Origin of the sequence: Marinicauda salina, assembly GCF_003122085.1 — a bacterium.
Lineage (GTDB): Bacteria > Pseudomonadota > Alphaproteobacteria > Caulobacterales > Maricaulaceae > Maricicauda_A > Maricicauda_A salina.
The window spans coordinates 690,774-716,727 of the sequence record NZ_QEXV01000001.1; the positions used below are offsets into that span (position 1 = coordinate 690,774).

20 protein-coding genes are annotated in these 25,954 nt (G+C 69.2%); 5 read left to right on the top strand and 15 right to left on the bottom strand.

Translation table 11 applies throughout. The features are described from left to right. The first annotated feature begins 358 nt into the window (after positions 1–358). The 4 genes from DDZ18_RS03105 to DDZ18_RS03120 all read left to right on the top strand — a co-directional run bounded on the left by DDZ18_RS03105 (position 359) and on the right by DDZ18_RS03120 (position 3,349). The gene (locus tag DDZ18_RS03105) at positions 359–1,186 is read left to right on the top strand and encodes a transglutaminase-like cysteine peptidase (RefSeq protein ID WP_109251881.1); all 828 of its coding nucleotides are present in this window, start codon (positions 359–361) and stop codon (positions 1,184–1,186) included. Positions 1,187–1,266: 80 nt separating this feature from the next. Further along, positions 1,267–1,860 (top strand): HPF/RaiA family ribosome-associated protein, encoded by a 594-nt coding sequence (locus DDZ18_RS03110; protein ID WP_109251882.1) that lies wholly within the window; start codon positions 1,267–1,269, stop codon positions 1,858–1,860. Next, positions 1,860–2,273, top strand: a complete 414-nt coding sequence (locus DDZ18_RS03115; protein ID WP_109251883.1) for a DUF3775 domain-containing protein — start codon at positions 1,860–1,862, stop codon at positions 2,271–2,273. Before DDZ18_RS03110 ends, DDZ18_RS03115 begins: the two co-directional genes overlap by 1 nt. Before the next feature lie 107 nt (positions 2,274–2,380). Next, positions 2,381–3,349, top strand: coding sequence for a hypothetical protein (locus tag DDZ18_RS03120; protein ID WP_109251884.1), 969 nt, complete (start codon positions 2,381–2,383; stop codon positions 3,347–3,349). Between the two features lie 7 nt (positions 3,350–3,356). Here the strand turns inward: DDZ18_RS03120 and DDZ18_RS03125 are convergent, their stop codons facing one another. From DDZ18_RS03125 to DDZ18_RS03180, 12 genes are all read right to left on the bottom strand, one after another. Beyond that, positions 3,357–5,384: a CocE/NonD family hydrolase gene (locus tag DDZ18_RS03125; RefSeq protein WP_199241117.1), complete on the bottom strand. Its 2,028-nt coding sequence runs from the start codon at positions 5,382–5,384 to the stop codon at positions 3,357–3,359. Continuing rightward, on the bottom strand, positions 5,381–6,676 hold the full coding sequence (locus tag DDZ18_RS03130) for an ATP-grasp domain-containing protein (RefSeq protein ID WP_109251885.1): 1,296 nt from the start codon (positions 6,674–6,676) through the stop codon (positions 5,381–5,383). The genes DDZ18_RS03125 and DDZ18_RS03130 overlap by 4 nt, the downstream gene beginning before the upstream one ends. Before the next feature lie 244 nt (positions 6,677–6,920). Then, positions 6,921–9,953, bottom strand: coding sequence for a DUF7507 domain-containing protein (locus DDZ18_RS03135; protein ID WP_109251886.1), 3,033 nt, complete (start codon positions 9,951–9,953; stop codon positions 6,921–6,923). Positions 9,954–10,348: 395 nt separating this feature from the next. Next, positions 10,349–11,695 carry an HlyD family type I secretion periplasmic adaptor subunit gene (locus DDZ18_RS03140; RefSeq protein WP_109251887.1) on the bottom strand — a complete coding sequence of 449 codons (1,347 nt, stop codon included), beginning with the start codon at positions 11,693–11,695 and terminating at the stop codon, positions 10,349–10,351. Continuing rightward, positions 11,692–13,494, bottom strand: coding sequence for a type I secretion system permease/ATPase (locus DDZ18_RS03145; RefSeq protein WP_158272050.1), 1,803 nt, complete (start codon positions 13,492–13,494; stop codon positions 11,692–11,694). The genes DDZ18_RS03140 and DDZ18_RS03145 overlap by 4 nt, the downstream gene beginning before the upstream one ends. A gap of 83 nt (positions 13,495–13,577) precedes the next feature. Next, positions 13,578–14,468 carry a hypothetical protein gene (locus DDZ18_RS03150; RefSeq protein WP_109251889.1) on the bottom strand — a complete coding sequence of 297 codons (891 nt, stop codon included), beginning with the start codon at positions 14,466–14,468 and terminating at the stop codon, positions 13,578–13,580. After that, positions 14,465–16,894 carry a fimbria/pilus outer membrane usher protein gene (locus DDZ18_RS03155; RefSeq protein ID WP_146190594.1) on the bottom strand — a complete coding sequence of 810 codons (2,430 nt, stop codon included), beginning with the start codon at positions 16,892–16,894 and terminating at the stop codon, positions 14,465–14,467. The genes DDZ18_RS03150 and DDZ18_RS03155 overlap by 4 nt, the downstream gene beginning before the upstream one ends. Positions 16,895–16,898: 4 nt before the next feature. Continuing rightward, the gene (locus DDZ18_RS03160) at positions 16,899–17,630 is read right to left on the bottom strand and encodes a fimbrial biogenesis chaperone (RefSeq protein ID WP_109251891.1); all 732 of its coding nucleotides are present in this window, start codon (positions 17,628–17,630) and stop codon (positions 16,899–16,901) included. A 105-nt stretch (positions 17,631–17,735) separates the two neighbouring features. Beyond that, positions 17,736–18,224 carry a hypothetical protein gene (locus tag DDZ18_RS03165; RefSeq protein WP_109251892.1) on the bottom strand — a complete coding sequence of 163 codons (489 nt, stop codon included), beginning with the start codon at positions 18,222–18,224 and terminating at the stop codon, positions 17,736–17,738. 403 nt (positions 18,225–18,627) lie between these two features. Further along, the gene (locus tag DDZ18_RS03170) at positions 18,628–20,139 is read right to left on the bottom strand and encodes a pyridoxal-phosphate dependent enzyme (protein WP_109251893.1); all 1,512 of its coding nucleotides are present in this window, start codon (positions 20,137–20,139) and stop codon (positions 18,628–18,630) included. A 25-nt stretch (positions 20,140–20,164) separates the two neighbouring features. Then, a complete protein-coding gene (locus DDZ18_RS03175; protein WP_109252215.1) occupies positions 20,165–21,580 on the bottom strand; it encodes a pyridoxal phosphate-dependent decarboxylase family protein in 1,416 nt (471 codons plus the stop codon). 273 nt (positions 21,581–21,853) lie between these two features. Further along, on the bottom strand, positions 21,854–22,798 hold the full coding sequence (locus tag DDZ18_RS03180; RefSeq protein ID WP_109251894.1) for a hypothetical protein: 945 nt from the start codon (positions 22,796–22,798) through the stop codon (positions 21,854–21,856). Positions 22,799–23,249: 451 nt separating this feature from the next. Between DDZ18_RS03180 and DDZ18_RS03185 the strand changes: the two genes are divergently transcribed. Further along, positions 23,250–23,957 carry a Crp/Fnr family transcriptional regulator gene (locus DDZ18_RS03185; protein ID WP_109251895.1) on the top strand — a complete coding sequence of 236 codons (708 nt, stop codon included), beginning with the start codon at positions 23,250–23,252 and terminating at the stop codon, positions 23,955–23,957. 6 nt (positions 23,958–23,963) lie between these two features. Here the strand turns inward: DDZ18_RS03185 and DDZ18_RS03190 are convergent, their stop codons facing one another. The 3 genes from DDZ18_RS03190 to DDZ18_RS03200 all read right to left on the bottom strand — a co-directional run bounded on the left by DDZ18_RS03190 (position 23,964) and on the right by DDZ18_RS03200 (position 25,938). Next, complete coding sequence (locus DDZ18_RS03190) at positions 23,964–25,034, bottom strand: adenylate/guanylate cyclase domain-containing protein (protein WP_233245683.1); 1,071 nt, start codon at positions 25,032–25,034, stop codon at positions 23,964–23,966. Then, positions 25,027–25,401: a group I truncated hemoglobin gene (locus DDZ18_RS03195; RefSeq protein WP_109251896.1), complete on the bottom strand. Its 375-nt coding sequence runs from the start codon at positions 25,399–25,401 to the stop codon at positions 25,027–25,029. The genes DDZ18_RS03190 and DDZ18_RS03195 overlap by 8 nt, the downstream gene beginning before the upstream one ends. A 111-nt stretch (positions 25,402–25,512) precedes the next feature. Further along, the gene (locus DDZ18_RS03200) at positions 25,513–25,938 is read right to left on the bottom strand and encodes an MAPEG family protein (RefSeq protein ID WP_109251897.1); all 426 of its coding nucleotides are present in this window, start codon (positions 25,936–25,938) and stop codon (positions 25,513–25,515) included. Positions 25,939–25,954 lie beyond the last annotated feature (16 nt).

The window sequence follows — 25,954 nt, forward strand, 5'->3', positions numbered from 1 at the left end:
GAACATATTTCCAGTCTTTTTGATGGTAAATGGCGCACAGGATTCGGCGCTTTCGAGCGCGTCGCGCGTATATGCTTATAGTTAATGCGCGGGCTCGATCTCCGGCGCTGCGCCGCTGCGGGACGCCCGGGCGGCGGGCGGTCGAGACGCATTCGCGTGGCCGGTGTGCCGTTATGGGCCTGTTTACCCTGATCTCGATTTTCGCTTTGAGCGCAGGCGAATTGTTATAGTAAAAAATACATCAATGCTATCGAGATGAAAAATTACCTTTCGTAAACTATAGTAATTATCCGAATGTTATTCGGTAAAGGTCAGTCTAGTCGCGAGTTCGGGATTCACTGCTCGCGAGGCTGGACCGATGCCGCGTACCTTCCCCGCTTTCTTCAAGGCCGCTGCGGCCGCCGTGATCGTCTCAACCACCGGCCTCGCCGGCGGGACGGCCCTCGCCCGCGAGCCGGGTCAGGCCGCCTCCGCCGAGGTGCCGGCCCCGGTGCTGGTGCGGCGCGGCGGCGGCGAGAACGCCCTCGGCCGGAGCCAGCCCAAGTCGCGCACCCGCATCGAGACGGCAGTCCCCGACATCGCGCCGGCGATCGGCGACGCGCCGCCCAACCTGTTCGGCACGGTCGCCCGCCGCTCCTCCCGCGCGCCCGCGGGCTGGATGGGGCGCCTGGACGCCGCGGCGCAGTTCGAGCGCTGTCTCGCCGCCGGCGCGGGATGCGGCTCCGCCGCGGGCGACTGGCGCGGCCTGGTCGAGGATGTTCGCGGCCGCGATCGCGGCGCGCTGATCGCCGCGGTCAATCGCCGCGTCAACGGGCTCGTCGGCTACCGCTCCGACGTTTCGGCGACCGGCCGGACGGACCACTGGATCACTCCGACGGGTCTGATGACGACGATGCAGGGCGACTGCGAGGACTACGTGCTGGCGAAGTACTGGACGCTGGCGGCGGCCGGGATCGATCGCGACGACATGTACGTCATGGTGGTGCGCGACCTGGTCGCCCGGGCCTCGCACGCCTTCCTGGCCGTGCGCGACGGATCGGGCTTCGTCCTTCTGGACAGCCGCACCGACCGCATCCTCCGGCCGGAAGACCTGCAGGGCATCGTGCCGGTCATGACGCTCGGCGTCGACGGCGCCTACATGCACGGCCGCCCGGCGCGCCGGACCGTCCTCGCCGCCGCGTCCTGACCGCGGGATTTGATCCGGATCAACGCGTCGGCAGGCGCGCCGTCTAGGCTGCCCCCATCGGCAATGCGGGAGACGAAGCCGTGGAGACGCCTCCGGAAATCGCCTTCATCGGCATGGAGCCCTCGGACCAGCTCCGCGATCTCGTCGACGAGGAGGTCGAGCGCCTCGAAGAGTTCTTCGGCCGCATCACCTCGTGCCGGGTTTCGGTGAAGGCCCCCGACGGCAACAAGCGCACCGGCGGCATCTACGAACCGCGCATCTTCCTCGCGCTTCCGGACGGCCGCGAGGTCTCCTCGACGCGCAATCCGCCCAAGGACGAGCGCCACGCCGATCCCGCCCTGGCGATCCGCGACGCCTTCCGGGCGGCGCGCCGCCAGTTGCAGGACGAAGCGCGCAAGCTGCGCGGCGACGTGAAGCATCACGAGCCGCCGCCGTCGGGCGTCGTGCGCAAGCTCTTCTCCGACGACGGCTACGGCTTCATCGAGAGCACTGACGGCCGCGAATTCTACTTCCACCGGAACAGCGTGCTCGGCGATGCGTTCGACGGGCTGGAGGAAGGCGATTTGGTGACCTTCGCCGAGGAAATGGGCGAGAAGGGTCCGCAGGCGAGCACCGTTCGCGTGCAAGGCGGACACGGCATGCGTTCGCGCGACGAAACGCCGGGAGAGGACTGATGGCGGTCGAGCTCACGATCACGCCCAAGCGCGCCTTCTACATCCTGGTGAAGGCGCGCGAGTTCGACGAGAAGGTCGAGCAGAGCGATCCCGACTCCGGCTCGAACCCGGCCGACGATCGCTCCGTGCAGATCCTGGAGTCCGCCAAGGACGACCCGACGTTCGACGAGCTCACCCAGGCGATCGATGCGTGCAATGTCGACGAGAAGGCCGACCTGCTGGCGCTGATCTGGGTCGGGCGCGGCGATTACGCCGCCGACGAGTGGGACGAGGCGCGCCGGCAGGCGGAGGACGCCCTCGACGAGCACCTGGCGGCCTACGTCGCGGGCACGCCGCTCTCGAGCGACTATCTCGAGGAGGGCCTGTCCGCGCTCGGCTATTCGCTCGAAAAGTTCGAGATCAACCGGCTCTAGCTTGGCGCGAGCCCGGCCGCGGTCTTTCTTCCCACCCCGCCGCCGCGTCATACTGCGCCCATCGAGAGATCGCGGCGCGCCGCGATTCACCGGCTGGGGAGATCATCATGACGAAACCTGTTTCCGCGAGCGCCGCGCTGGTCGCGCTCGCCCTGGCGGCCGGCTGCGGCGAGCCGGCGTCCACCGAACCGCGCGCGAACATCGCGCCCGAGACCGAGGCGCCGGCCGCCGAGGCCAATGTTCTGGAGTTGCGCGCGGTCGGCCTGGAGTTCGAGGGGCCGGGCGAGATCGCGTCCGGCTGGACGACGATCCGGCTGGAGAACGCCTCGGACATGGCGCATTTCGCGATCGTCCAGCGGCGGCCCGAGGGCGTCACGATCGAGCAGCAGTCCGAGGAAGTCGCCTCGGTCTTCCAGGCGGGCTTCGACCTGCTCGCCGCCGGCGAGGCCGACGCGGCCATGGAGACGTTCGGCGGCCTGCCGGCCTGGTACGCCGACGTCGTGTTTCTCGGCGGACCCGGCATGGTCACGGGCGGCGAGACGACCGAGGCGACCGTCTATCTCGAGCCGGGCAGCTACACGATCGAGTGCTACGTGAAGACCAACGGCGTCTTCCACTCCTACAATCCCGACCCGGAAGTCCTGGCCATGCTGCACGATCTGGTCGTGACCGAGGACGACTCGGGCGCGCCCGAGCCCGAGGCCGACTACGCGCTGACGGTCTCCTCGGAGGGCTACGCGCCGGGCGAGGGAAGCCTCGCGGCGGGCGCCAACACGATCCGCGTCGAGTTCGCCGACCAGACCGCCTACGGCAATTTCGTCGGCCACGACGTCCACGTCGTCCAGCTGGGCGAGGACGTCGACCGCCAGGCGGTGATCGACTGGATGGACTGGACGCAGCCCGGCGGGCTCGAGACGCCGGCGCCGGCGGTTTTCGTCGGCGGGCTCAACGAGATGCCTGCGGGCGCCGCGGGCTATTTCACCGTCGATCTGGAGCCGGGGGAGTACGCCTTCATCTCGGAGACCCCTGCGGCCGACGAGAAGGCGCTGTTCCTGCCCTTCACGATCGAAGGCTGACGCGGCGTCAGACGAAGTCGCGCGGGATGCGCCGGTCCCAGCTGCGGCAGAAGACGCGCGTGCCGCCCTCATAGGCGTCGAGATCGGCGCGGACCCGGAACTCGGTTTCCGTCGACGTCAGCACCGTGCGTGTGTCGGTGCGCACGCGCCACCCGCCGCGGACCAGCTCGCGCGTCGACGTCACCTCGCCGCGCAGCGAGTTGAAGTCGTCGGCGCGCGAGACATACAGCTCGCGCACGCGGTTGGTGATGGTCAGGTCGATCTCGTCGATGTGGAAGCGGCCGTAATCGTTGATCACCTCGAGCGTCGACTCGTCGGCGGCGAGATCGCGGTGGACGAGCCAGTTGTGGTGCTGGGGATCGAGCGTGCGGCGCTGTTCGGCCGGCGCGCCCAGCGGCGGACCGAACGGCCGCACGGTCTCGTCCTCGGCGCGCGGCGGCCGCTCCGGCAGGATGAAGGCGCCGGCGTGGATCATCAGCCGCGTCGGTTTGGGCGGCGCCCAGGCCAGCGGCCAGTAGGACGTCGACAGCGACAGCCTGAGACGATGGCCTTCGGGGAAGGCCTGGGCGATCCCGTTCAGGTCGAGGCTCACCCGATAGACCCGGCCCGGCTCGAGATGGGCGGGGTGGGCGCTCGAATCCCGGTGGGTGAGATTGAGCAGGCCGTAGCTGATCCGCGTGGCCTTGTCGTCGGGCGCGACATCCGACAACCGGGCGGCCAGCATGGCGATCGGCTGGTTGCTGCTCAGCTCGAGCTCGACCCGCGGCGCGCCCAGGATCTCAAGCTCGGCCTCGAGGGGATCGGTGTCGAAGACCAGCGCGCCGCCGTCCTCTTCGCGCTGGTCGTGGGCGAGGTCGGGACCGGCGGCGTAGGAACACCACTTGCCGGCGAACAGCCCGACGGTCAGCGGCGACTGGATCGTCAGCGGATGAGCGAGCGGCGGCTCCCCGCCCTCTACGAGACGGGCCTGGTCGAGACCGAAGCGGCGCTCGCGGATGTTCGGCGACGGCCAGGCGGGCTCTTCGACGAAGCGCCCGGGGCGGTGGGCGTAGCGCGCCGTCGGGCGGACGCTGTCCTGCATCCAGACCCGCAGCGCGGGTTCGTCCATGATCCCGGTGTCGACGCCCTTGAGCCAGGCGTCCCACCAGCGCAGGCATTCCTGCAGAAAGCCGATGGCGGGGCCGGGAACGCCGAGATGGGGATACTTGTGGCTCCACGGCCCGATCAGGCCCTTGCAGGGCCCGGGCAGGTTGGCGAGCAGGCGGAACACGGCGTTGGAATAGCCGTCCGCCCAGCCGCTGACGGCGAAGACGGGGCACTGCACCCGCGAGAAGTCCTCGCAGATAGAGCCGTGCCGCCAGTAATCGTCGCGACGCTGGTGGTCCAGCCAGTCGATCAGCCAGGGATCGTTCGCCTCCAGGCGCTCCATCCACATTTCGCGCCAGCGCTCGCCGACGATCTCGGGGTCGGGCGGCATGGCGTTGTAGGCGAACATGACCGACGCCCAGGAGAGGTTGTCGCCCAGCAGGCAGCCGCCCATGTGGTGGATGTCGTCGGCGTAGCGGTCGTCGGTCGAGGAGGCGGTGATCACCGCCTTGAGTTCCGGCGGGCGCCGGGCGGCGATCTGCAGCCCGTTGAAGCCGCCCCACGAGATCCCGATCATGCCGACCTGGCCGGAGCACCAGTCCTGCGCGGCGATCCAGGAAAGGACCGCGACGCCGTCCTGCAGCTCCTGCTCGGTGTACTCGTCTCGCAGGAGCCCGTCGGAATCGCCGGCGCCGCGGAGGTCGACGCGCACGCAGGCGTAGCCGTGCCCGGCGATATAGGGATGCATGATGGAGTCGCGCAGTCGGGTGAAGTCGCGCTTGCGATAGGGGATGTATTCGAGGACCGCCGGAATGGGTTGGTCTTCGGCGTCCTCCGGCAGCCAGATGCGCGCGGCGAGCCGGGTCCCGTCGGGCATCGGGATCCAGACATTCTCCAGGCGGCGCACGGGCTTCGGGGTGTCGGCGACGGTCTGCAGTTTCGGCGTCATGACGGGGTTTCGATGCGAATGTCGAGACGGTCCGTGATGGCGCGATAGGTCTCCATCATCGCGCGCTGGCTGTTGGCGCCGACGAAGATGTCGGCGAGCTCGTGGCTGTAGCTGTCCTGGAAGTGGAGGTCCTTCAGGCGCATCCCTTCGCTGACATGAAGCTCGATGTCGCAGCCGGGGAAATCGGCCTCGATCGCGCGCAGCTCCGCGTCGGACGGCGCGGCGACGACGACGTCCTCGTCGTCGCAGTCGTAGCGCCGGAGCATGAATTTGGCCGCATGCCGCCACGCGCCCTGGCCGAGGGGAAACTCCGGTCGTCTGCCGAGCGCGACGTCGATCATGACCTCCTTGTGCGGGACGCCCTCGACCTTCTCGAAGAGCGGGCTGTGTGACTTGGAGATGCGCGCGTTGATCTCGAGCACTGACAGCCGGTCGGTCCGGCTGTTCCAGTAGAACTCGATATTGAACGGCGAGTCGTCGAGGCCCGTGCGGGTTATGAACCGCTTGGTCGCCTCGACCATGCGGCGCTGCACCGAGCCTGGCAGCGTCGAGGGATACTGGTAGCGCGCGAAGCTGATGCGATTGGGTCCCCGGATCGAGTCGATCACGCCGTAGACGTGCGGCTCGCCGTGGAAGACATAGCCCTCGAGCGTGCACTGGCGGCCCGCCGATATGATCGTCTCGGCGATGCAGTGCCAGCCGTCCGCCGCCGTGAGCTCCGCGGGCAGGTCGGCGCGGGCCATGATCTGGTTCAGATTCACCGCGAAGCGCTCGATGCCGTCCCGGGTGCCGGCGAGCGCGTCGCGATACTCGTCGGGCCCGTCCACGCGGTAGCCGAGCATGGAGGAATGGGCCTTCACCGGCTTGATCCAGAACGGATAGGGCAGGGGCGGCCGGTCTGCGGCGTCATCGGCGAACGGATCGACGAGCGCGAAGTCCGGCACCATCTCCGGCGCCGTCTCCTTCTGCAGACGCCGCGCCCAGTACTTGTGCTCGCAGCCCAGCACGCTCTCCAGCGACGGGCCGGGCAGGCCGTAGCGGCTCCGGATGATCGGCGCCATGAGGATGGTCGGGAAATCCCAGTAGCCGACGACGGCGTCGATCGAACCCGGGAAGGCGTCCAGCTGCGCGAACGCCTGGGCGAGCAGGTCATCGACGCGGGCGTCTGGATCCTGGGCGACGGCGTGGAAATCGAGCAGGCCGTGGAAGGCGTACTCGTCGGCGCGCCGGACCTTCTCCAGCAGCGCCAGATTGAAGGCCTCGAGACCGATGACGAAGATGTTCCGGGTCATCGTCGGGTCCGTCGCAATTCGGTCCGTAGAAGCAGGCCGATGCTGGAAAGAGGGAATGCGAGGCCGGGCCGCCGCGTTCCGCGAGGTTCGTCCGGGCGTCCGACCGCTTGCAGGTTCACGCACCCCCGCGCGCGGCGCGTGTCCGCGGCGGGGGTGCGTGCGGGGAAACGGCGATGTGTCCGGCCGCCGCCCGCTGAGCGCGGCCGGCGACGCGTGATGTCGCCGGCCGCGGTCAGGGGAGCGATCAGATCACGTACAGATCGGCGTCCTCGGGGCCCTGGTAAGAGGCGGCCCACGGAGGCGGTCCGCCAGCATCGGCGTTCGGCTCGGTGTAGCAGCCGAGGAAGTCCTCGACCTCGACGCTGGGCTGGTTGTTCATCACATCCAGCGCCTGGGCGAGTTCGTTGTACTCCTCGTCAGCGAAGGCGTCCTGCACCGCCGACTGCAGCTCGTTGAACTCGATCGCGCCGTTGTCATTGAGATCGACTTCGTCGAGCACGTCGCGCACCGAGGCCAGAACGTCGTCATAGCCCGGATCGCCCGGCATCAGGCCGAAGACTTCGTAGATGCCGTCGGCCATCGTGTCGTCGTCGGTGTAGGTGTAGCTCGTATCGTCGCTGAGCGCGTTGGCCATGCCGGCCGTCGAGGCCCGCAGCAGCGCCGCCTGGCCGCCGCCCTTGGCTTCAAGCGCCTCCTCGAGGGTCGGGTCTTGCGGCACCTTGATGTTTCTGCCGTTGGCGGCCAGGTCGGCGTCGACCGCCCCGTCGGGAAGACCGAAGACGACCTCGTACTCTTCATCGCGGTCGTAGCCCGTCTCGCACTCGAAGATGTCGAGATGGTTCTTCCAGAAGCCCGGCGTGTTCGCCGAGCCGGGCTCGGAGGGCGCCTCGCCGAAATGGTTGCTCGGATCGGAGTCGGACACCGGGCTGTCCAGCACGATGTCTGAGCCCGTGACCGTCGACACGTTGGTGTACTGGCCCTCGGTGACGGTGCGATCGGCGGTGTACTCCCAGGACTCGCCGGGATCGAGCAGGCCGTCCTGATCGGTGTCGCCGACATTGAAGCCGCCGCTCTCGACTGCGGTCGGGTTGAAGTCGTCGCCGGTGTCGCCGGGCGTGCCGTTGTCGTCGGTCACGACCACGTTGTCGATCTCGACATTGCCCGCGTTGGTGACGACATAGGTGAAGGTCGCCGTGCCGCCGACGGGGATCACCGGCCCGGTCGGGCTATCGGCGTCCTCGCCGTTGGTCGCCTTCTCGATGTCGATCTGGGGATCGACGCCGAAATGGTTGCTCGGGTCGTCGTCGGTGACGGTGGTTTCCCCGAACTCGCCGGAGACCGAGCTTTCATTGGTGTACTGGCCCTCGGTGACGGTGCGGTCGGCGGTGTACTCCCAGGACTCGCCGGGATCGAGCAGGCCGTCCTGGTCGGTGTCGCCGACATTGAAGCCGCCGCTCTCGACCGCGGTCGGGCTGAAGTCGTCGCCGGTGTCGCCGGGCGTGCCGTTGTCGTCAGTGACGACCACGTTCTCGATCTCGACATTGCCGGGATTGGTGACGAGATAGGTGAAGGTCGCCGTGTCGCCGACCAGGATATTGGGCCCGGTCGGGCTGTCGGCGTCCTGCCCGTTGGTGGCCTTCTCGATGTCGATCTGGGGATCGGCGCCGAAATGGTTGCTCGGATCGGAGTCGGACACCGGGCTGTCCAGCACGATGTCTGAGCCCGTGACCGTCGACACGTTGGTGTACTGGCCCTCGGTGACGGTGCGGTCGGCGGTGTACTCCCAGGACTCGCCGGGATCGAGCAGGCCGTCCTGGTCGGTGTCGCCGACATTGAAGCCGCCGCTCTCGACTGCGGTCGGGTTGAAGTCGTCGCCGGTGTCGCCGGGCGTGCCGTTGTCGTCAGTGACGACCACGTTGTCGATCTCGACATTGCCGGCGTTGGTGACGACGTAGGTGAAGGTCGCCGTGTCGCCGACGGGGATCACCGGCCCGGTCGGGCTGTCGGCGTCCTCGCCGTTGGTGGCCTTCTCGATGTCGATCTGGGGATCGACGCCGAAATGGTTGCTCGGGTCGTCGTCGGTGACGGTGGTCTGCTCATAGTCGCCGGAGACCGAGCTCTCGTTGGTGTACTGGCCTTCGGTGACGGTGCGGTCGGCGGTGTACTCCCACGTCTCGCCGGGATCGAGCAGGCCATCCTGATCGGTGTCGCCGACATTGAAGCCGCCGCTCTCGACCGCGGTCGGGCTGAAGTCGTCGCCGGTGTCGCCGGGCGTGCCGTTGTCGTCAGTGACGACCACGTTGCTCAGGGCGACGTCGCCCGGGTTTGTGACGAGATAGGTGAAGGTCGCCGTGTCGCCGACCAGGATATTCGGCCCGGTCGGGCTGTCGGCGTCCTGCCCGTTGGTGGCCTTCTCGATGTCGATATCGACATTGACGCCGTTGTAGTGGCTCGGGTCGCTGTCGCTGACCGCCTGGTCCTGCGGCCCGAGCGCGTCGACGTCGGCGATGTTGGCGTACTGGCCGCTCTCCGCGGTGCTGCTGGCTTCGTAGAGCCAGGTCTCGCCCGGGTCGAGCGCGCCGTCCTGGTCGGTGTCGCCGACATTGAAGCCGCCGCTCTCGACCGCGGTCGGGCTGAAGTCGTCGCCGGTGTCGCCGGGCGTGCCGTTGTCGTCGGTGACGACGACGTCGGTCAGGGTGAGGTTGCCGTCATTGGTCACCTCGTACGTCCAGTTCACGGCGCCGCCGACCACGATCTCCGGCCCGGTGGGGCTGTCGGCGTCCTGGCCGTTGGTCGCCTTCTCGATGTCGATCGACGGGTCCTGGACCACCTCGACGCCGGCGGAGCCGGACGCGCTGAAGGTCCCGCCCGCGACGCGCACGCCCTCGACGGAGGCCAGGTTGTCGATGAAGCCTTCATTGACGTCGCCGGGCTCGACAGTTCCGTTCGAGTCGAGGTCTTCCTGCGTGACGGAGTAGGTGAAGACGTCGGACGAGACCGCTTCCTGGAACAACCAGGTTTCGCCCGGTTCGAGAACGAAATCGCCGTCGTCGCCGCTCAGCGTGAGATGACCGTCGTTGACGGCCTGGATCAGGTCGTAATCCAGCAGGCCGAGCAGATCGTCAGTCAGGTACAGCTCGTCGAACTGCTCTCCCGCCGTGCTGTTGTTGGTGACTTCGAGCGTGTAGGTGATCGTTTCACCTGCATTGTCGAGCTCGCCGTCGCCGCTTGCGTCGATCTGGGCGAAGCCCTTGTCGACATTGAAGATGATGGCCATGGCTGGTTCTCCCTGGGTCGAGGAGGCGGGGAGGCGATGATCGCCCTGCTTGGGACCCGCGCTCGTCGCGCCGCCTGCACACTCGTCATCGGCGTCTCCGGCCAGGCGTTCCGCCGGAGCGCCGCATGCGGCTGATGAGGAGCCTCCAGCATGACGCGCGTGACGTTGCGCGCACGCCTGGATCTCGCTGCATCAAGCAGAGACGCATCTACGCAGCGAAGTGAACAAGTAGGTTAACAATCTGTAAACGCAAAACCTGGCGTTTACGTAGTAATACGGGACGCTCGATTATATTATTAAGGAATATTCTCTTATCTGCGCCGTAAAACCCCACAGCCGGCGCGACGGGGCCGCGTCGCCGGCAGCGTTCCGCAATGTTCGTCCGCGCGTTTCTCTCAAGCCTCCCGCAAGGCGTTGCGGAACGACTTGCGCAGGGGCGCGGTGAGATAGGCGAGCATGGTCCGCTCGCCGGTCACGATCAGCACGCCGGCGGGCATGCCCGGCACAAGCCGCAGCTCCTCGCCGGTCCGCGCCGAAATTTCGTCCAGCACGGCCATGTCGACCCGCACGCGAACCAGGAAATAGCTCTCCCCGGTGTCGGCGTCGACGATGGCGTCGGCCGAGACCGACAGCACCTCGCCCTCGATCCGGGGCAGGGTTCTCTGGTCGAGCGCGGTGAGGTGGACGATCGCCGACTGGCCCGGCGCGACCGAGTCGATATGGACCGGCGCCAGCCGCGCGCTGATGATCAGCGCTTCCTCGTCCGGCACGATGTCGAGGACCGGAGCGCCGGGCCGGATGACGCCGCCCTCGGTGTGGAAGCGCAGGTTCACGACGGTGCCCGAGATCGGCGCGGTGATCCGCGTCCGGCGCAGCACGTCCTCGCTGGACTGCAGCTCGCCGCCGGTCTCCGCCATGCGGGTCTGGATCTCGTTCAGCTCGGTGGAGATCTCGTCCAGGCGCTGGGAGTCGAGGGCGAGCAGCTGCGTCTCGGTTTCCCCGATCGCCTGCCTGGCCCGGGCGATGCCGGCGCGGTTGCCGGCCAGCTGCTCCTGGATCGAGGCCTGTTCGCGCTGCAGGGCGAGCAGGCGCGGCCGCGGCGCCAGGCCGCGGTCGACGAGCGATTGCGTGTCGGCGATCTCGCTTTCGATCAGGCCGAGGCGCCGGCGCTGGCCGGCCATCTGGGCCTGCAACCCCTCGATCTCGGCCTGGAGCTGGCCGATGCGCTGGTCGAGCATGGAGCGACGGTTGCGATGCAGCTCCATGCGCTGGTTGAACAGGTCGGTCTGGACCTCGAGCAGCGCGTCGACCTCCGGGTCGCCGCGCAACGCCTCGAGATGATCGGGGAAGTCCGGCGCGTCGAGGCCGAACTGCTCGCTGCGCAGGCGCGCCCGTTGCGCTTCGAGCTGACGCATCTGGCTTTGCAGCACTTCGACGCCGCTGCGCGCCCGGGTCTCCTGAAGCACGACCAGCACGTCGCCGGCCTCGACGACGTCGCCGTCGCTCACTCGCAGGTTTTGGATGATCCCGCCCTCGAGATGCTGCACCGTTCGCCGGCTGCCTTCCGGGCTGATCTGGCCCTGGGCGATCGCCCCGCCCGAGAGCGGCACGAGCGCGCCCCAGCCGAAGAAGACGAGAATGAAGGCGCCCAGAACGATCGCGCCGATGAGGGCGGGCGCCCGGATCGCCGTCAGCAGGGGCGCGGACTCGAGAGGAAGCAGGCCGGATCGCGTTTCGGTCATTCGGCGCGGCCTCCCGGCGGCGGGGGCGGCGGGCCCGACGTACGGCCGGCCGCGTCCGCGTGCTTCTGCGCGGCGGTCCGCTCCGCGGCGCGGCGAATGAGAAAACGGCGACGCTCGTCAAGCACCGCCAGCACTTTCTCGGCGGAGTCGTAGACGTCGACCTGGCCCTCCTTCAGCACGAGGATGTTGTCGACGAGTTCGAGCGCCGGGCGGCTGTGCGAGACGATGACGACGGCGGCGCCGGCGCGCTTGATCCGCTCGATCGCGCGGGCCAGCGCCAGCTCGCCTGACTGGTCGAGATGGGCGGCGGGCTCGTCGAGCACCACGAGTTTCGGGTCTCCGAACAGGGCGCGGGCGAGTCCGATACGCTGCCGCTGGCCGCCGGAAAGCTGCGCCTGACCCGGCCCGATCATCGTGTCGTACCCGTCGGGCAGCGCCAGCACGACCTCGTGCACCCCGGCCAGCCGCGCCGCCGCCAGGACGTCCTCGGCCGGCGCGTCGGTCATCCGCGCGATGTTCTCGCGGATCGTGCCCGGGAACAGCTCGACCTCCTGGGGCAGGTAGCCGATGGCGCGACCGAGCTGGCTGCGCGGCCATTTGCCGTGCTCCGCGCCGTCGATGCGCACCGAGCCGCGGAAGGGGTCGGCGACGCCGCAGATGCTTCGGCACAACGTCGTCTTGCCCGAGGCCGACGGTCCCAGCACGGCGAGGGCCTGGCCGGGGTTCAGCGACAGGCTGACATTCTTCAGGATCAGCCGGTCCGTCCCGGGCGCGCGGACGAAGAGGTTCTCGACCTGCACCTGGCCGCGCGGTTCGGGCAGCGACATCGGTTCCGCGCCGGGGGCGAAATTGCGCAGCAGCGTCTGCAGGCGGCCGAAGCTCTCGCGCGCGCCGGAGAACGCCCGCCAGGCGCCGATGCTCTGCTCGACCGGCGAGAGCGCGCGGCCGAGCATGATCGATCCCGCGATCATCGCGCCGCCCGAGAGATGGCCGCGCAGGACGAGCAGCGCGCCGAGCCCGAGCACCGTGACCTGAAGGCCCAGCCGCACGAAGCGCGAAAGGCCCGCCAGCCAGCCGCCGCGCTCAGCCGCCGCCACGCCGCTCGACTGGGCGGCGGAGGCCGACACCGACCAGCGTCGCGTGAGGGCGTCGGCCATGCCCATCGCATGGACCGTCTCGTACTGCTCGGACAGGCGCTGGGCCTGGTCGAACGCTTTCGCCTGGGACTCCGACGCCTCGTGGAGCCGCTTCCGGGTCGCGATCTCGTTGGCGAGCGCGAGGATGAACATCACGATCGCGCCGGCGATCCCGAGCAGGCCGAGCCAGGGATGGAGCAGCCACAGGAAGACGATGAAGACGGGAACCCAGGGCGCGTCGAAGAAGGGCCCGGCGGTCGGGCCGCTGCAGAAATTCTGCACCTGCTGGAGGTCGCGCAGCGGCTGGCCGGCGAAGGAGGAGCGGAACATCCGCGCCTTCATCGTGGCGCCGAGGATGGTCTGGGCGGAGCGCGCGTGCAGCCAGCTGCCGATGCGGGTGAGCACGTTGGCCCGCACCGCGTCGAGCGCGCCCAGCACCAGCAGCGCGACCAGCGCGATCAGGGTGAGGTAGAGCAGGGTCTCGCGGCTGCCGCTGCCCAGCACGCGGTCGAAGACCTGCAGCATGTAGAGGGGAACGGTCAGGTAGAGCAGGTTGAGGAAGAGCGAGAAGACGCCGACCGCAATAAATCCCGGTCGCGCCTGCCTCAGCGCGTTGTCGAGAACCGTCTGGTCGGTTCGACCGGATCGAGTGGCCTGCGACACGATCTGCGCGCGTCCCCGCAATGATTAACAAATCATTATAAACGTATTCTGGGCGATGCGTCCCGCGACAGGCCGCCGCGCCTTCACTGGGGGCGCACCTCGACCAGGAGGTAGTCGCGATAGACGCCGGAGGGTCGGCCCGCCACCTCGCCGATCGTGATCGACAGCGGGTAGGAGGTTCCGGCCAGCGACCGCGCCGGCCGCCGGGCGATCCGCAGCGGGACCTCGAGCGTCGAGCGCTCGCCGTCCAGGTTGATCGCGTAGGGCACCGAGTGGAGCGCGGGCTGCGCGTCATGGGCGAGCACCCCGCCGTGCTCGGAGGACACCGTTATCTCTGTGAGCGCATTTGCGCGCACCTGCACGAAAACCCGGCGCTGCTCGCCGGTCTCGAGCCGGCCGAAGTCGATGAAGGGCACGCTCGAGGCGAAGTCGAACGCGCCCGACGCGCCGGCGATGTTCACTTGGGCGCGGGAGGGAACGCGCGCCTCGACGACCACGTCCTCGTAGCGCGACAGCTCTGCTCCGCTCGCCGGATCCCGCGCGACCACGTCGAGGCGGCGAGCGTAGAGACCGGGATCAGCATACTGATGGCCGGGGACGACGATCGTCGCCGAGAAGGTCGCTTCGTCGCCGGCCGACAGCAAGACCGAGCCTGTCGGAACGAGGCCGCCGTCAGATCCGGCGGTCGTCGGCAGATCGATTTCGAATGCGAGTTCTCCTCCGGGACCCTGCAGGGCGAACCGCCCGCCGTCGGCGGGCTCGAATGCAATGAGCGCCGTCCGTCCGTCCGCGTCCCCGGGATCGATCCGCACGTGGATCTCGCCCAGCCCGGCACGCCCCTCGAACGGATCGAAGCCGATCGCGCCGTCGGTGCGCGCCGACAGGAGCGCGGGCTCGGCCGCGGCGGCGGGCCCGGCCGTCGGGAGGGCCGCGACGACCAGCGCCGCAACCGCGAGATTTCGCAGCATCGTCATGACGTCTCTCCGGTGATGATCGTGCCGAAGCGGACCAGCCCCGAAGCGTCGTCCGGGATATCCACTGTCGCGACCGGGTCCCCGTCCGGCAGAAGGATGATCTCGTAGCGCCCCGGCGCCAGCCCTTCGGCCACCATGCGTCCGGTGCGATTGGTGAAGAAGCGAACGGGGTCAGCCTCGCCGTCGCCACCGACGCGCACTAGGCGGCCGACGCGGAGCGAAAGCGGCTCGCCATCCGCGCCGAGCAGCGTGCCCATCAGCGTGTTGTTGGCCGCTGAGCCGATCGTCACCGCGTAGCCGGCGCGCGCGCCCGGGAAGGTCTCGATCTCGGCGGCGACGTCGTAACCCGGCGGGAGATCGTCGACTTCGATCTGGAGGTTCTGCGCGCGGTAGGTGCTCGGGATGGGGTAGAGGGTGCGGCCGAAGCGATCGGTCATCGCTTCGACGCCGTCGGCGCCGGGTCGGCGGAGCCGAACGCGGCGGTCCTCGAGCGATTCATGCGCCGTCACGATCAGGAACGCGTCGTCGAACGGTCGTCCCAGGGTCGGCGCGCCGTCGGCGAAGCCGATCCCGAACCCGATATTGGCGCGCGTGCTCGACCGGGAGCCGGCCCCGTTGTCGATCGTGACGTGGTCGAGTTCGGCTTCGGCGCGCGGCGCGACGTAGTTGACGCGCGCGTTCAGCGACTCGTCCTGCTCGTCGCGGGCGGCGACGACCTGGCCGCCCCAGTCGTGGATGTAGTGGCCCGGGCGGCGCGACCAGGCGGCTTCGTACTCCTCGTCGGTGGTCGCTCGCACACGCGCGCGGTTGTCGCCGAAGCTGCGCGAAACGCTGAACAGCAGGCGAGTGTCATCGTCGTCGCCGGTCACATGCTGAAGCTGAACGCCGAAAGAAAGTCCGTCATACTGATAGTTCGCGTCCAGCCCGTAGGTCTCAGTGATGTCGCCGCCGAACCTCTGGCGCTGCACCGTCGCGCCCCAGCCCCAATCGTCGATGGTCATCCCGTACCGCCCGGCGAACTGGGAGGAGAGCCGCTCCGTCGCCGCGACCGGCCCGGCCGTCTCGATGCCGAAGGCCGCCGACTCGTAGGTCTGCTGGAGGCTCAGCTGATGGACGAGGTCATCGCTCGCGTCGCTGCGCCAGGCGTAGAGCACGCCGCCCGCATAACCCGGCTTTCTGTCGGGCGAGAACGACGCCGCCGTCTCGACGGAGATGACGCCGCCGTTGCGCGGCAGACCGAAGCGTTGGGCCGTCGCGAGCTCGGCGCGGTCTTCAAGCGTGCGAAGGCTGTAAAGCGCCGTATACTGATCAGAGAATCCGCGCTCGATGAAGGCGTTGAACGCGAACTTGTCGCTGAGCTCCCAGACGGAGCTGGCCGAGGTCTCCGGCGTCAGACCCGCGCTGACGCCGAACAGCGTCAGCCCGTCGGGGAGAAGGCTTGCGTCGATATAGGTGTTGAAGCTGCCGACCTCGCGCCGCCCGAATTCGTCGTCGACATAAACCCGGACATCGTTGGCGCCGCTGGTGAGCGGAAAGTCGGTGATGTCGAACGTGCCCGGTCCGATGCGCTCGGTCGCCACGACCTGGCCGTTGACCTCGACGGAGACGAGCGCCTCGCGTTCCAGTGTGAAGCTGGTCGCGCCGCGCGGCCGCAGATTCTGGAATGGCCGGATGGCCCGGTAATCCCGCTCGACGCTCGCCCCCACGACATCGTCGGTGATCGCGAAGCGTGAAACCGACGGCGGGCGGAAGCTGCCGACCTGGTAGCGGATCGCCTCCTCGAATTCGTCGTGGATCAAGGTGAGGTCGCGGAGCTGGAAGGACTCGTCCTCCTCCTCGTCGTACCGCCCCTCGAAGGCCAGCGCATGCCCGTCGAATCCGCCCAGCGCGAAGAAGCCCCGATAATCGATCCGGGTCGGCTTCCAGCCGGTCTCTCCGGACGGGTCCTTGTGGACGTATTCGGGGCGCACGTTGAACGAGACGCCGCTCGCCAGCCGCGCCGGGGCGGCGGCGCTGTCTGGATCGGCCTCGGGATCCGGCCGGATCGGCACTCTCCGGCGAGCGCGCGATTCAGCGTCCGCGGTGATCTTTATGGCCAGGGCCGCGGGATCGTAGCGAATGTCGAGGCCGCGCCCGCGCAGCGTCTCAAGCGCGACAAGGTTCGGACCGGGTCCGGCAAGGTCGTACGAGCCCACGACGTCCGCTGCGAGGCGATCAAAGAGCAGCTCGTGGAGGCGTGCGCGCTCGATCTCCGCCCGACCATCCATCGTCACCGAAGCGGTTATGTCGCCGAGATAGGCGCCGTCGAGCGAGACCGGCAGCTCGAGCATGTACGCATCAGGGTCGGCGGCGCGCGCCTGACCGAAGGCGATGCACGCGAGGATCATTGCGGGCAAGGCCCGGAATATGCCGGCGACGCCCGGCACGGCGTCATCCCTCCAGTCGCTGCAGCGCGACGTCGAGCTCCGGGCCGCGCAGCTCGTCGAGCCGCGGGATGTCGACGATGACAGCGCCGCCGGGTTCGATGAAGTTGCGCATCTCGCCGAGTCGCCTGGCGAGGGCCTCGCCCTGCAACGTCAGCGTCTCGCCGGCGCTGCCGAGCCGCCATGCATATTCGCTGAGCCGGGCGTAGCGCGCGCCGTCATTGCGCAGGCGGACGCGCCATCCCGCTTCGCCGGCATTCTCCACCTCGACGGCGCGGAGCTCGGGCGCAGCGCCGGCGGGCACGATGTTGACGAGCGTCATGAAGCTCACCGCCACGCCGATGCCGGCCGCGCCCTCGCCCGTGAATTCGACGGGCACCTGCCGCACGTTGATGCGGTAGGCTTCGGATCGGGCGAGGTCGGGTTCGCCGATATACCGTACACGGATATTCTGGGTCGCGCCGGCGTCGATGATGGCCTGCGGCGGGAAGATCAGGAAATCCTCCTCCGCCGGCGTGAGCGTCTCCTCGCCGTCTTCGGACACGTCGAGGCGGAAGGCGAACACCTCAATGGTCAGCGGAGCGTCGCGCCCGTTCGTCACGCGCAAGGTCTCCTGGGCGGCCGGGCCCGACGGCGCCAGGTCGTAGCGCATCGGCTGGACCCGCTGCGCCCAGGCCGGCGCGGCGGCGGCGAGCAGCGCGAGGACGACGGCAGTCCTCGCCAGCATTGCGATCGTCATCGACGTCACCTCCCGTACGAGTGCGGTTCGGCCCGGTCTGAGGACCGGGCATGCGGAAAACAGGGGGAGGCGCGGGGCCTCCCCCTTCAGGCGTGACGTCCGGGCTTACTGAGCGGTGATCTGCACGAAGATCGTGTCAGAATAGCCGCCGGCCCAGAGGCCGGTCGCGTCAAGCGTAATGTTGAGGTTGTGAGCCTCGCCTGCCGCCAGACCGGTCGTGAATGCATTGAAGTCGCTCACCAGAGTGACGTCATTCGGACCGGGCTGCGCCGGAGTCGAGCCGGAGCCGTTGAAGCTCGGACCCGAGACGGTCGCGGTGTAGGGCACCGCGAAGTCCTCGTTGTCGTCGGACTCCAGTCCGCCCTCGGACGAGATCACAGTCAGCACCGCGCCGTCGGCGTCGTTGCACTGCACGCCGAAGCCGTCATTGATCTGCGCGCCCTGGGTGACGGACGCGAAGCCCAGATTGGCGAACAGGTCCGAGACCTCGCAGACGGGATCGACGACGCCTGTGATCTGGGCGCCGCCGGACTGGGCGATAGCCGCCGGCGCGATGAACGCGGCGGCGGCTGTGGCGATAAGAAGCTTTTTCATTGGGGAGTCTCCTTCGCTTTCGCGGATGATTAGCGCGGGCCGTCACAACCGGACGTTCGTTCCGGCCTGTACCGTCTGGCGACGCCGGTTCGGCCCCCGCGGACGGTGAACGCGCTTGCGTCCCCGCCCGCCGAGAAAATTAAGAAATGGTTAACGCGTGTCTATTGAATATCGGCCCGTATCTTTACTAGCCGGGGCGATAGGTAATCTTACGAAATAGACGCTGATCTTGATCGCTGCGGACAAACGGGGCCGGAGGGGAAGTTTCTGATCTTCAAGCGTTCCGGCTCATCGGGCGCGTGCGCCGACGACGCATTCGCCTCGCCTGCAACCCCGGGTTTGCCCGCGCCGCCGCGAATATTGCGATGCGTTCTGCGGCTCGTCGTCCCGGCTGGCGCCGCGCCTACTGAACCGCCGCCGCGCGCGGCTGGATCCATTGCGGCAGGAAACGCTCGGGATCGATGCTCGTCGCCGGGGCGTGCTTGACGCCGGCGGCGTCGAGCAGGGTGTCGAGGCGGCCCGAGCCGCAGGCCTCGACGAGCTCGCTGCAGCCGCCGACCAGCTCGCCGCCGACGAAAATCTGCGGGATGGTCGGTTCGCCCGTCCGCGCTTTCAGGACCGGCCGGATGCGTCCGCCCAGATCGTCCTTCTGGAAGGCGACGGAATCGAGATCGACGGAGCGATAGTCGACACCGAGCGCGGCGAAGATGCGCCGCGCCGACCAGCAGAACTCGCACCACTCCAGCGCGAACATGACCACCGGCTTGTCGGCGTCGCCCACGACGTCGCCGACATAGGCCTCGGCCTCGGCGTCGAGAGGCTCCGCCTCCGGCTCGGGCGCGGGCTCGGGCTCCCTGGCCGGCGCCGGCGCGGCGAAGCGCGACGACGGCGTGGACTCCGACAGCGCGATCTCGTCGTCCGTCATGTCCTCGGCGATCTCGGCGAAGAGCGGCGTGGAAAGATAGCGCTCGCCGGTGTCGGGCAGCATGCACAGGATGGCCGATCCCTCGGGCGCGTCTTCGGCGACGGCGAGCGCGCCGGCGAGCGTCGCGCCGGCCGAGGTGCCCGCGAACACGCCGCATTTGCGGGCGAGATCGCGCGACCGCGCCAGCGCGTCCTCGCCCGCGACGGCGACGACCTGGTCGATCCAGCCGGCGTCTCCGGCGTCCTCGGCGAGCTTGGCGATGAAGTCCGGCGACCAGCCCTGCATCAGGTGCGGGCGGAAGACGGGATGGCTCTCCGTCGGCGCGCCGTCGTCGCCGCGCGCCTGGCGCAGCCCGCTTCCGAGGAGCGGCGAGTTGTCGGGCTCGGCGACGACGATGCGGGTTTCCGGCCGGGCCTGCCTGAGCACGCGGGCGACGCCCTTGAGCGTGCCCCCGGTGCCGAAGCCGGTGACCCAGTAGTCGAGGCGGCGGCCTTCGAAGTCGTCGAGGATCTCGCGCGCGGTGGTGGCCGAGTGGATGTCGGCGTTGGCCTCGTTCTCGAACTGGCGGGCGAGGAACCAGCCGTGCGTCTCGGCGAGTTCGCGCGCCTTCCTGAGCATGCCCGTGCCCTTTTCGGCGGCCGGGGTGAGCACGACCTGCGCGCCCAGGAACCGCATCAGCTTGCGGCGCTCGACGCTGAAATTCTCCGCCATGGTCACGACCAGCGGGTAGCCCTTCGCCGCGCAAACGACCGCGAGCCCGATGCCGGTATTGCCGCTGGTGGCCTCGACCACGGTCTGACCGGGCTTGAGCGCGCCGGCGCGTTCGGCCGCCTCGATGACGCCTATGGCCAGGCGGTCCTTGACCGAGCCGCCGGGATTGAACGCCTCGATCTTGGCGAAGAGCCGAACGTGCGGCGGCGCGAGCTGTTTCAGCTCGACGACGGGCGTGCCGCCGATCGTGGAGACGATGTCGTCGTGGATGCGGGCCATGGGTGACCTCCTGGTCGGGCGCCGGTCAGGTCCTGGCGGGGGCGTCGGCGCGCACCGTCCGCCAGGCGTTGAGGACCGCGTCGGCGGCGCGGTCGATGTCGACGTCTTCGAGCGGGCCGGAGATGACCGACACCCGCATGATCTCGCGGTCGCGCCAGCGCGCGCCCTCGACGAATATCTCGTTGCGGTTGCGAAGCTCGGCCAGCACGGCGCGCGCGGCTGCGTCGCGGCCCTCGGCCGGCCCGTCCTCGCCGAATCCGACGATGAGCTGGTTCATGACGACATCGTTGAGCACGCGCAGCCCCGGCTCGCCGTCGAGGCGGTCGGCGAGGCGGCGTGCGAGCCTGCAATGGCGAGAGACCATTTCGGCGACTCCCGCCCGCCCGAACCGGCGCAGCAGGGTCCAGATGACGAAGCCGCGCGCCCGGCGGGACAACTCCGGCACGAAATCTGAGGGGTTCGGCCGACGCTCGTCAACGGGCAGGTAGCTCGCCGTGATCGACATCGCCCGGCGGTGCGCCTCCGGATCGCGGACGATGACGACGCCGGCGTCGTAGGGCGCCTGCAGCCATTTGTGGGCGTCGGTCGCCCAGGAGTCCGCGCGCTCGGCGCCGGCGGCCAGGTGCGCCCGGTCCGGACAGGCGCGGACCCACAGCCCGAAGGCGCCGTCGACATGGAGCCAGGCGCCGCGCTTCGCGCAGGCGTCGGCGATCGCATCGAACGGATCGCACGCGCCGGTGTTGATCTGGCCGGCCTGGGCGACGACCAGCGCCGGGCCGTCGCCGGCGGCCAGCCGGCGCTCCAGGTCGGCTGCGTCCATCGCGCCCTGATCATTCGTGGCGACGGCCTCGACCTGGCTGCGGCCGAAGCCGAGATAGCGCAGCGCGGCGTGGACGGTGGAATGCGCGTCGGCGCCGACGAGCACGCGCATGCGCGGCGCGCCCTGCAGGCCGTCCTCCTCCAGATCCCAGCCCGCCCGGCGCAACACCTCGCTGCGCCCGGCGGCGAGGCCGGTGAAATTCGCCATGGTCGCCCCGGAGACGATGCCGACCGAGGAGCCTTGCGGAAGCTCCAGCAGATCGACCAGCCACGCGCCGGCGGCCTGCTCGGCGGCCGAGGCCGCGGGCGCGACCCGGTAATTGCCGGCGTTCTGCCCCCAGGCGCCGGCGAGCCAGTCGGCGGCTACGCCGACGATGTCGGACGCGCCGATCACCCAGCTGAAGAAGCGCCGCCCGGTCGTGTCGTTGAGGCCCGGCTCGGCGGCGGCGGCCAGCGCGGCGAGCGCGGCCGCGCCGTCCTCGCCGTGTTCGGGCAGGCCGCCGTCGAAGGCCGCCTGGAGGTCTTCCGGGGAGATCACCGGCCGCGGCGGGCGATCGCTCGCCTCGTCGCGATACGCCAAAGCGCGGCGGAAGGCGGCTTCGAGGATCTCGGCGTTAGTCATGGCGTCGCTGTCTCCCGGATCGCCCGGCGAGTTCGGCCGGATCTGCGGTTTCATGCCACCCTACGCCGTCGCACTCTGTGACGCCCGTCACAAGAGGCATAGAAAAAGCGACCCGCCGCGCGGGGAGCGCGGCGGGTCGAGTTTCGGCGTCGGCGCCCGGGGATCAGGCCCGCGCCTTGAAGGGCGGCGTGTAGGGGGTCGCGACGGGCCGCGTGGTAATGGCGCCTCCCGGCCCGCCGCTCGCGACGAGCCGGGAGGATCGCGGCGTCGGGCTCAGCGCAGCGTGGCCAGCGCGGCCATGATCCGCTCGCCCTGGGCGGGCGTGATCAGGCTGGTGAGCGCCTCCAGGAAGCGGGGATGCTCCGCGCCCGAGAGGATGTACTGCCAGCGATAGGCCTTGAGCACGCCCGCAGCGACGGCGTCGGCCTCGGCCTCGGAGAGACGACGCCCGCACGTGTTCGCGAAGTATTTCGCGTCGGCCTCGGCCTGGGCCTGGAGGATGCCGTCGACGGCGACGACCAGCTCGATGAACTCGTCGACCGCCGTGTCGCGCTCTTCGTCGGAGAGCTGCTCGTCGCAGCGCATCCACTCGAGCTCGTCCATGATCGCGTGCTGGCACTCCTCCTTCCAATGATAGCGGAAGACGTCCTTGAACAGCGGCGAGAGGTTGTCGTCGGGATCGATGCTCTCGCGGTAGTGCAGCTGGGTGAACAGCTCGATGTGCAGCGTCAGCGCCAGCACCGCCCAGGTGGACTTGCCCAGCACCACGCCGGCCACCGCGTTCGGATCGGGCGTCTCGACATAGCCCGCCGGCATCTGCTCGGCGGCGAGCGCCTCGATGCGGCGGAACAGCTCCTGGTGCTTGAGCTCCTCGTCGGAGAAGCGGATCAGCCCCTCGAGCGCAGTCTGGTCGCCGAGCCAGTGATCGCGGCTGAGCTCGAGCACCTTGGCGTTGATGAAGCGCTCGACCAGCCCGAAGATATTGGCGTAGGTGCGGCCCTGGATCTGGCCGAGATAGCGCTTCTCGTTGGCCGACAGGAAGTCGAGCTCGTTCACCAGCGACAGCCCGTCGGGCAGGAATTTGTGGGAGAAGTCGAAGCGCCGGCCGCGGATGACGTCGGCGTCGATGTCCCACCGCACGCGCTTGGAGGCGGCGATGCAGCGGGCGTAGCTCTCGGTGCGGCCGGCCTCGGCCGGGGCGGGGACGTTGATGGTCATGGTCCAGTCCTTTCCAGTCATTGCGGGCGGCGGGGAGCACCGCCCTTCGACGGGGTGATCCCACGCCAGGAAGGACGGCGCTGTGACGCCCGTCACAGGCCGCGACTCCGGCGAAGAAAAAGCCCGCCGCGGGGGCGGCGGGCTCGACGTCGGGCGGACAAGGACCGCCTCAGGCGACGAGGGATCCCAGCGCCGCCGCCATGCCGGCGATGACGCCGACGACCAGCAGCACGTTGACCAGAAGGCCCGCCAAACGGGCGCCGCCTCGCGATATCCGGGTCATGTCTGTCTCCGCGTGTAGTTTCGACGAACCGGCGGAGCCGCGCGGCCCCGCCCGACCCTGATCGCCCGGTTGCGCGCCCGGCGCTGTGCCGCCCGTCACAGGCGCGCGCGATGGATTCGCCGGGGCCGGCGGGCCTATTCTGGCGGCGGACTGAATCGGGAGAGCGCGATGGCGGAGCTGGCGCCGGAGGATGCGGAGATCGCGAAAGGCGCCGGCGCGTTTCTCGGCGCGCTGCCGGGGCATGCGCGCGCCAGGCTGATCGAGGCCGCGACCGTGCAGTCGGTGAAGCGCGGCGAGACGCTGTTCCGCGAGGGCGATCCCGGCGAGCGGGCCATCGTCGTCCTGTCGGGCGTCTTCCGGATCGGCGCGACCAGCCGCTCGGGCAAGGACATCGTGCTCGCCTACGCCGCCGCCGGCGACATCATCGGCGAGATCTCGGTGCTCGGCGGCGGGCCGCGCACGGCGAACGCCGCCGCCATCGAGGCCGGCCGCGTGCTAATCATCTACAAGCGCGATCTCAAGGCGCTGTGCGAGGCCGAGCCCGAGGTCGCCTGGGCGCTGCTCGGCTATCTCGCCCGCCGGCTTCGGCGGACCAACGAGCTGCTGGAAAGCGGCCGGGGCTCGGCGACGGGTCCGCGGCTCGCGCGCGGCGTGCTCCGCCTGCTCGACGAGCACGGCGTGGCCGGCGCCGACGGCGAACGCATGAGTTTTCCGGTCAGTCAGAGCGAGATCGGCGCCTTCGTCGATCTCAGCCGCGAGAACGTGAACCGGCAGCTGCGCGAATGGGCGGCCGACGGGCTCATCGCGCTCGAGGGCGGCCGGGCGCGCGTGCTCGATCGCGAGGCGCTGGAGGAGATCGCCGAGTTCGGCGAGTAGGCCGCGCTACTGCGGCGCCTCGTAGTCGAGGCGGTGCAGGGTCGTCGGCCCGAAGCCCTTGAGATCGAACTCGCCGATCTCCGAGGTGGCGAAGCGGCCCGCGATCAGCGTGTTGAAGGAGTCGGAGATCGCGATCTCGCCGGCTTCGCACGCATCCTCGACGCGCGCGGCCAGGTTCGCCGCCGGCCCGAACACGTCGTAGACGTATTTCTGGATCCCGACCATCGAGCCGATAAGCGGGCCCGAGGCCAGCCCGATGCGGAAGCGCCAGGTATTGGGGTGGCTGGCGTTGCGCTTCTCCAGGAAGCGCTTCATCCGCAGCGCGACGCGCGCCAGCGCCGTGGCGTGATCGGGATTGGGGTGGGGCAGGCCGCTGACGGCGACATAGGCGTCGCCGATCGTCTTGATCCGTTCGCAGTCGAACAGCTCCACGATCCGGTCGAAGGCCGAGAAGATGTCGTTGAGCTCGGAGATCACCGCCGCCGGGTCCTGGCTCACCGCCATCTCGGTGAAGTCGACGAAGTCGAGCATCAGCACGCTGGCGCTTTCGAATTTCTGCGGCGTCGTCGTGCCGTACTCGCGCAGCTCCTCGTAGACCTGCCGGGGCATGATGTTGAGCAGGAGCTTCTCGACGCGCTCCTTCTCGCGCTTGAGCTCGCGCGCGTTGCGCTCGGCCATGGCCGAGTAGGAGTCGAGCATGTACTCCGCCTCGCGCTGCTTGGAGAGGTCCTTGAATTCGGCCAGCACGAAGGGCGCGCCGTCGCCCTCCTCGCGGCGGAGATTCATCTGGAAGTGCAGCGTGCGCGGGCCGGACTTGACCTCGAGCTCCTGCTTGAACGGCCGGCCGCCCTCGAGACGGCGGCGCGCGGCGTCGGCGTCGAAGCCCGGCACCCGGTCGGCGAGCGTCTCGGTCTCCTTGCCCGACGAGGCGAAGAGCTGGAAGAAGCGCGCGTTCTCCAGCGTGATCTCGAAGCTCTCGGGGTCGGCGACCGCCAGCGGCGTCTCGCACGCCTGGGCGGCGCGCAGGGCCAGGTCGCCGCGTTCGGCGCCGGCCGGCGGCGACGCGGAGTCAGGCATCGGATTTCACGTCCGCGCTGACGATATAGCCCTCGCGCTGGCGCACCTCGCGCATGACCTGGGCGATGTCGGCGCTCTCGAACCCGTGGTCCTCGAAGGTCTCCTCGAGCAGCTGGACGACGGCGCGGAAATCCCCGCTCGTGATGCCGAGGCGGGCATGGGCGCGCTGCAGCTGGCTGTTGGTGAAGGAGGCCGGCCCGCCGGTGATCGAGGCGATGAACTTGGTCTGGTGATCGATCAGCCGCGCCATCTCGATATGCTCGAAAAAGGGCGACAGGCGCTGGTCGTCGAGCACGCGCTCGTAGAAGTCGGAGATCACTTTGCGCAGCTTGGCGAAGCCGCCATAGCGGTCATAGATCGTCGTCATCGTGGCGTCGTCTCCCGTCGGACGCCGCGCGCCGGCGTCGGTCGCGCTGGCCCCGGTGCATTTTTTATCCTGCGCGAGCCGCGCCGAGGCAAGCGTTCGGCGCCGCGCTCCTCAGCCGAGCGCGTCGGCGACGATGATAGCGCCGATCCCGATCATGCAGGCGACCTGCACGGCGAAGAAGCCGAAACGGATCGCCGCCACGGGCTCCGTCTGCTCGAGGGCGACATGGATGACGGTGTGCGGGACCCGCGCCGCCAGGATCGCGATCGCCAGCCCATCGACGACGGGGCCGCCCGTTCCCGAGGCTGTCAGCGCGACCACCAGGGCCGTGTAGACGGGCAGGTTCTCGACGCAGTTCTGGTGCGCGCGCATGGCGCGGCGGTAGCGTTCGTCGCCCTGCGGGAGGTCGGCGCGCCATTCGCTGATCGACGCCCGCCCGGTGAGGATGCGGCTCCAGCGATAGACGCCGATGCTCGCCATCAGGCTGGCGAGCGTCCACGCGGCGAAGCCCAGCAGCACCCAGACGGGAATGCTCATGCGTCCTCCAGAGGGC

Excerpts from the sequence above, each read along its gene's own strand:
- DDZ18_RS03180 (WP_109251894.1), bottom strand. The coding sequence starts at position 22,798 with ATGACCATCAACGTCCCCGCCCCGGCCGAGGCCGGCCGCACCGAGAGC.
- DDZ18_RS03135 (WP_109251886.1), bottom strand. The coding sequence starts at position 9,953 with ATGGCCATCATCTTCAATGTCGACAAGGGCTTCGCCCAGATCGACGCA.
- DDZ18_RS03120 (WP_109251884.1), top strand. The coding sequence starts at position 2,381 with ATGACGAAACCTGTTTCCGCGAGCGCCGCGCTGGTCGCGCTCGCCCTG.
- DDZ18_RS03200 (WP_109251897.1), bottom strand. The coding sequence starts at position 25,938 with ATGAGCATTCCCGTCTGGGTGCTGCTGGGCTTCGCCGCGTGGACGCTC.
- DDZ18_RS03175 (WP_109252215.1), bottom strand. The coding sequence starts at position 21,580 with ATGACTAACGCCGAGATCCTCGAAGCCGCCTTCCGCCGCGCTTTGGCG.
- DDZ18_RS03105 (WP_109251881.1), top strand. The coding sequence starts at position 359 with ATGCCGCGTACCTTCCCCGCTTTCTTCAAGGCCGCTGCGGCCGCCGTG.
- DDZ18_RS03140 (WP_109251887.1), bottom strand. The coding sequence starts at position 11,695 with ATGACCGAAACGCGATCCGGCCTGCTTCCTCTCGAGTCCGCGCCCCTG.
- DDZ18_RS03185 (WP_109251895.1), top strand. The coding sequence starts at position 23,250 with ATGGCGGAGCTGGCGCCGGAGGATGCGGAGATCGCGAAAGGCGCCGGC.
- DDZ18_RS03115 (WP_109251883.1), top strand. The coding sequence starts at position 1,860 with ATGGCGGTCGAGCTCACGATCACGCCCAAGCGCGCCTTCTACATCCTG.
- DDZ18_RS03125 (WP_199241117.1), bottom strand. The coding sequence starts at position 5,384 with ATGACGCCGAAACTGCAGACCGTCGCCGACACCCCGAAGCCCGTGCGC.
- DDZ18_RS03165 (WP_109251892.1), bottom strand. The coding sequence starts at position 18,224 with ATGAAAAAGCTTCTTATCGCCACAGCCGCCGCCGCGTTCATCGCGCCG.
- DDZ18_RS03150 (WP_109251889.1), bottom strand. The coding sequence starts at position 14,468 with ATGACGATGCTGCGAAATCTCGCGGTTGCGGCGCTGGTCGTCGCGGCC.
- DDZ18_RS03130 (WP_109251885.1), bottom strand. The coding sequence starts at position 6,676 with ATGACCCGGAACATCTTCGTCATCGGTCTCGAGGCCTTCAATCTGGCG.
- DDZ18_RS03190 (WP_233245683.1), bottom strand. The coding sequence starts at position 25,034 with ATGCCTGACTCCGCGTCGCCGCCGGCCGGCGCCGAACGCGGCGACCTG.
- DDZ18_RS03170 (WP_109251893.1), bottom strand. The coding sequence starts at position 20,139 with ATGGCCCGCATCCACGACGACATCGTCTCCACGATCGGCGGCACGCCC.
- DDZ18_RS03160 (WP_109251891.1), bottom strand. The coding sequence starts at position 17,630 with ATGACGATCGCAATGCTGGCGAGGACTGCCGTCGTCCTCGCGCTGCTC.
- DDZ18_RS03195 (WP_109251896.1), bottom strand. The coding sequence starts at position 25,401 with ATGACGACGATCTATGACCGCTATGGCGGCTTCGCCAAGCTGCGCAAA.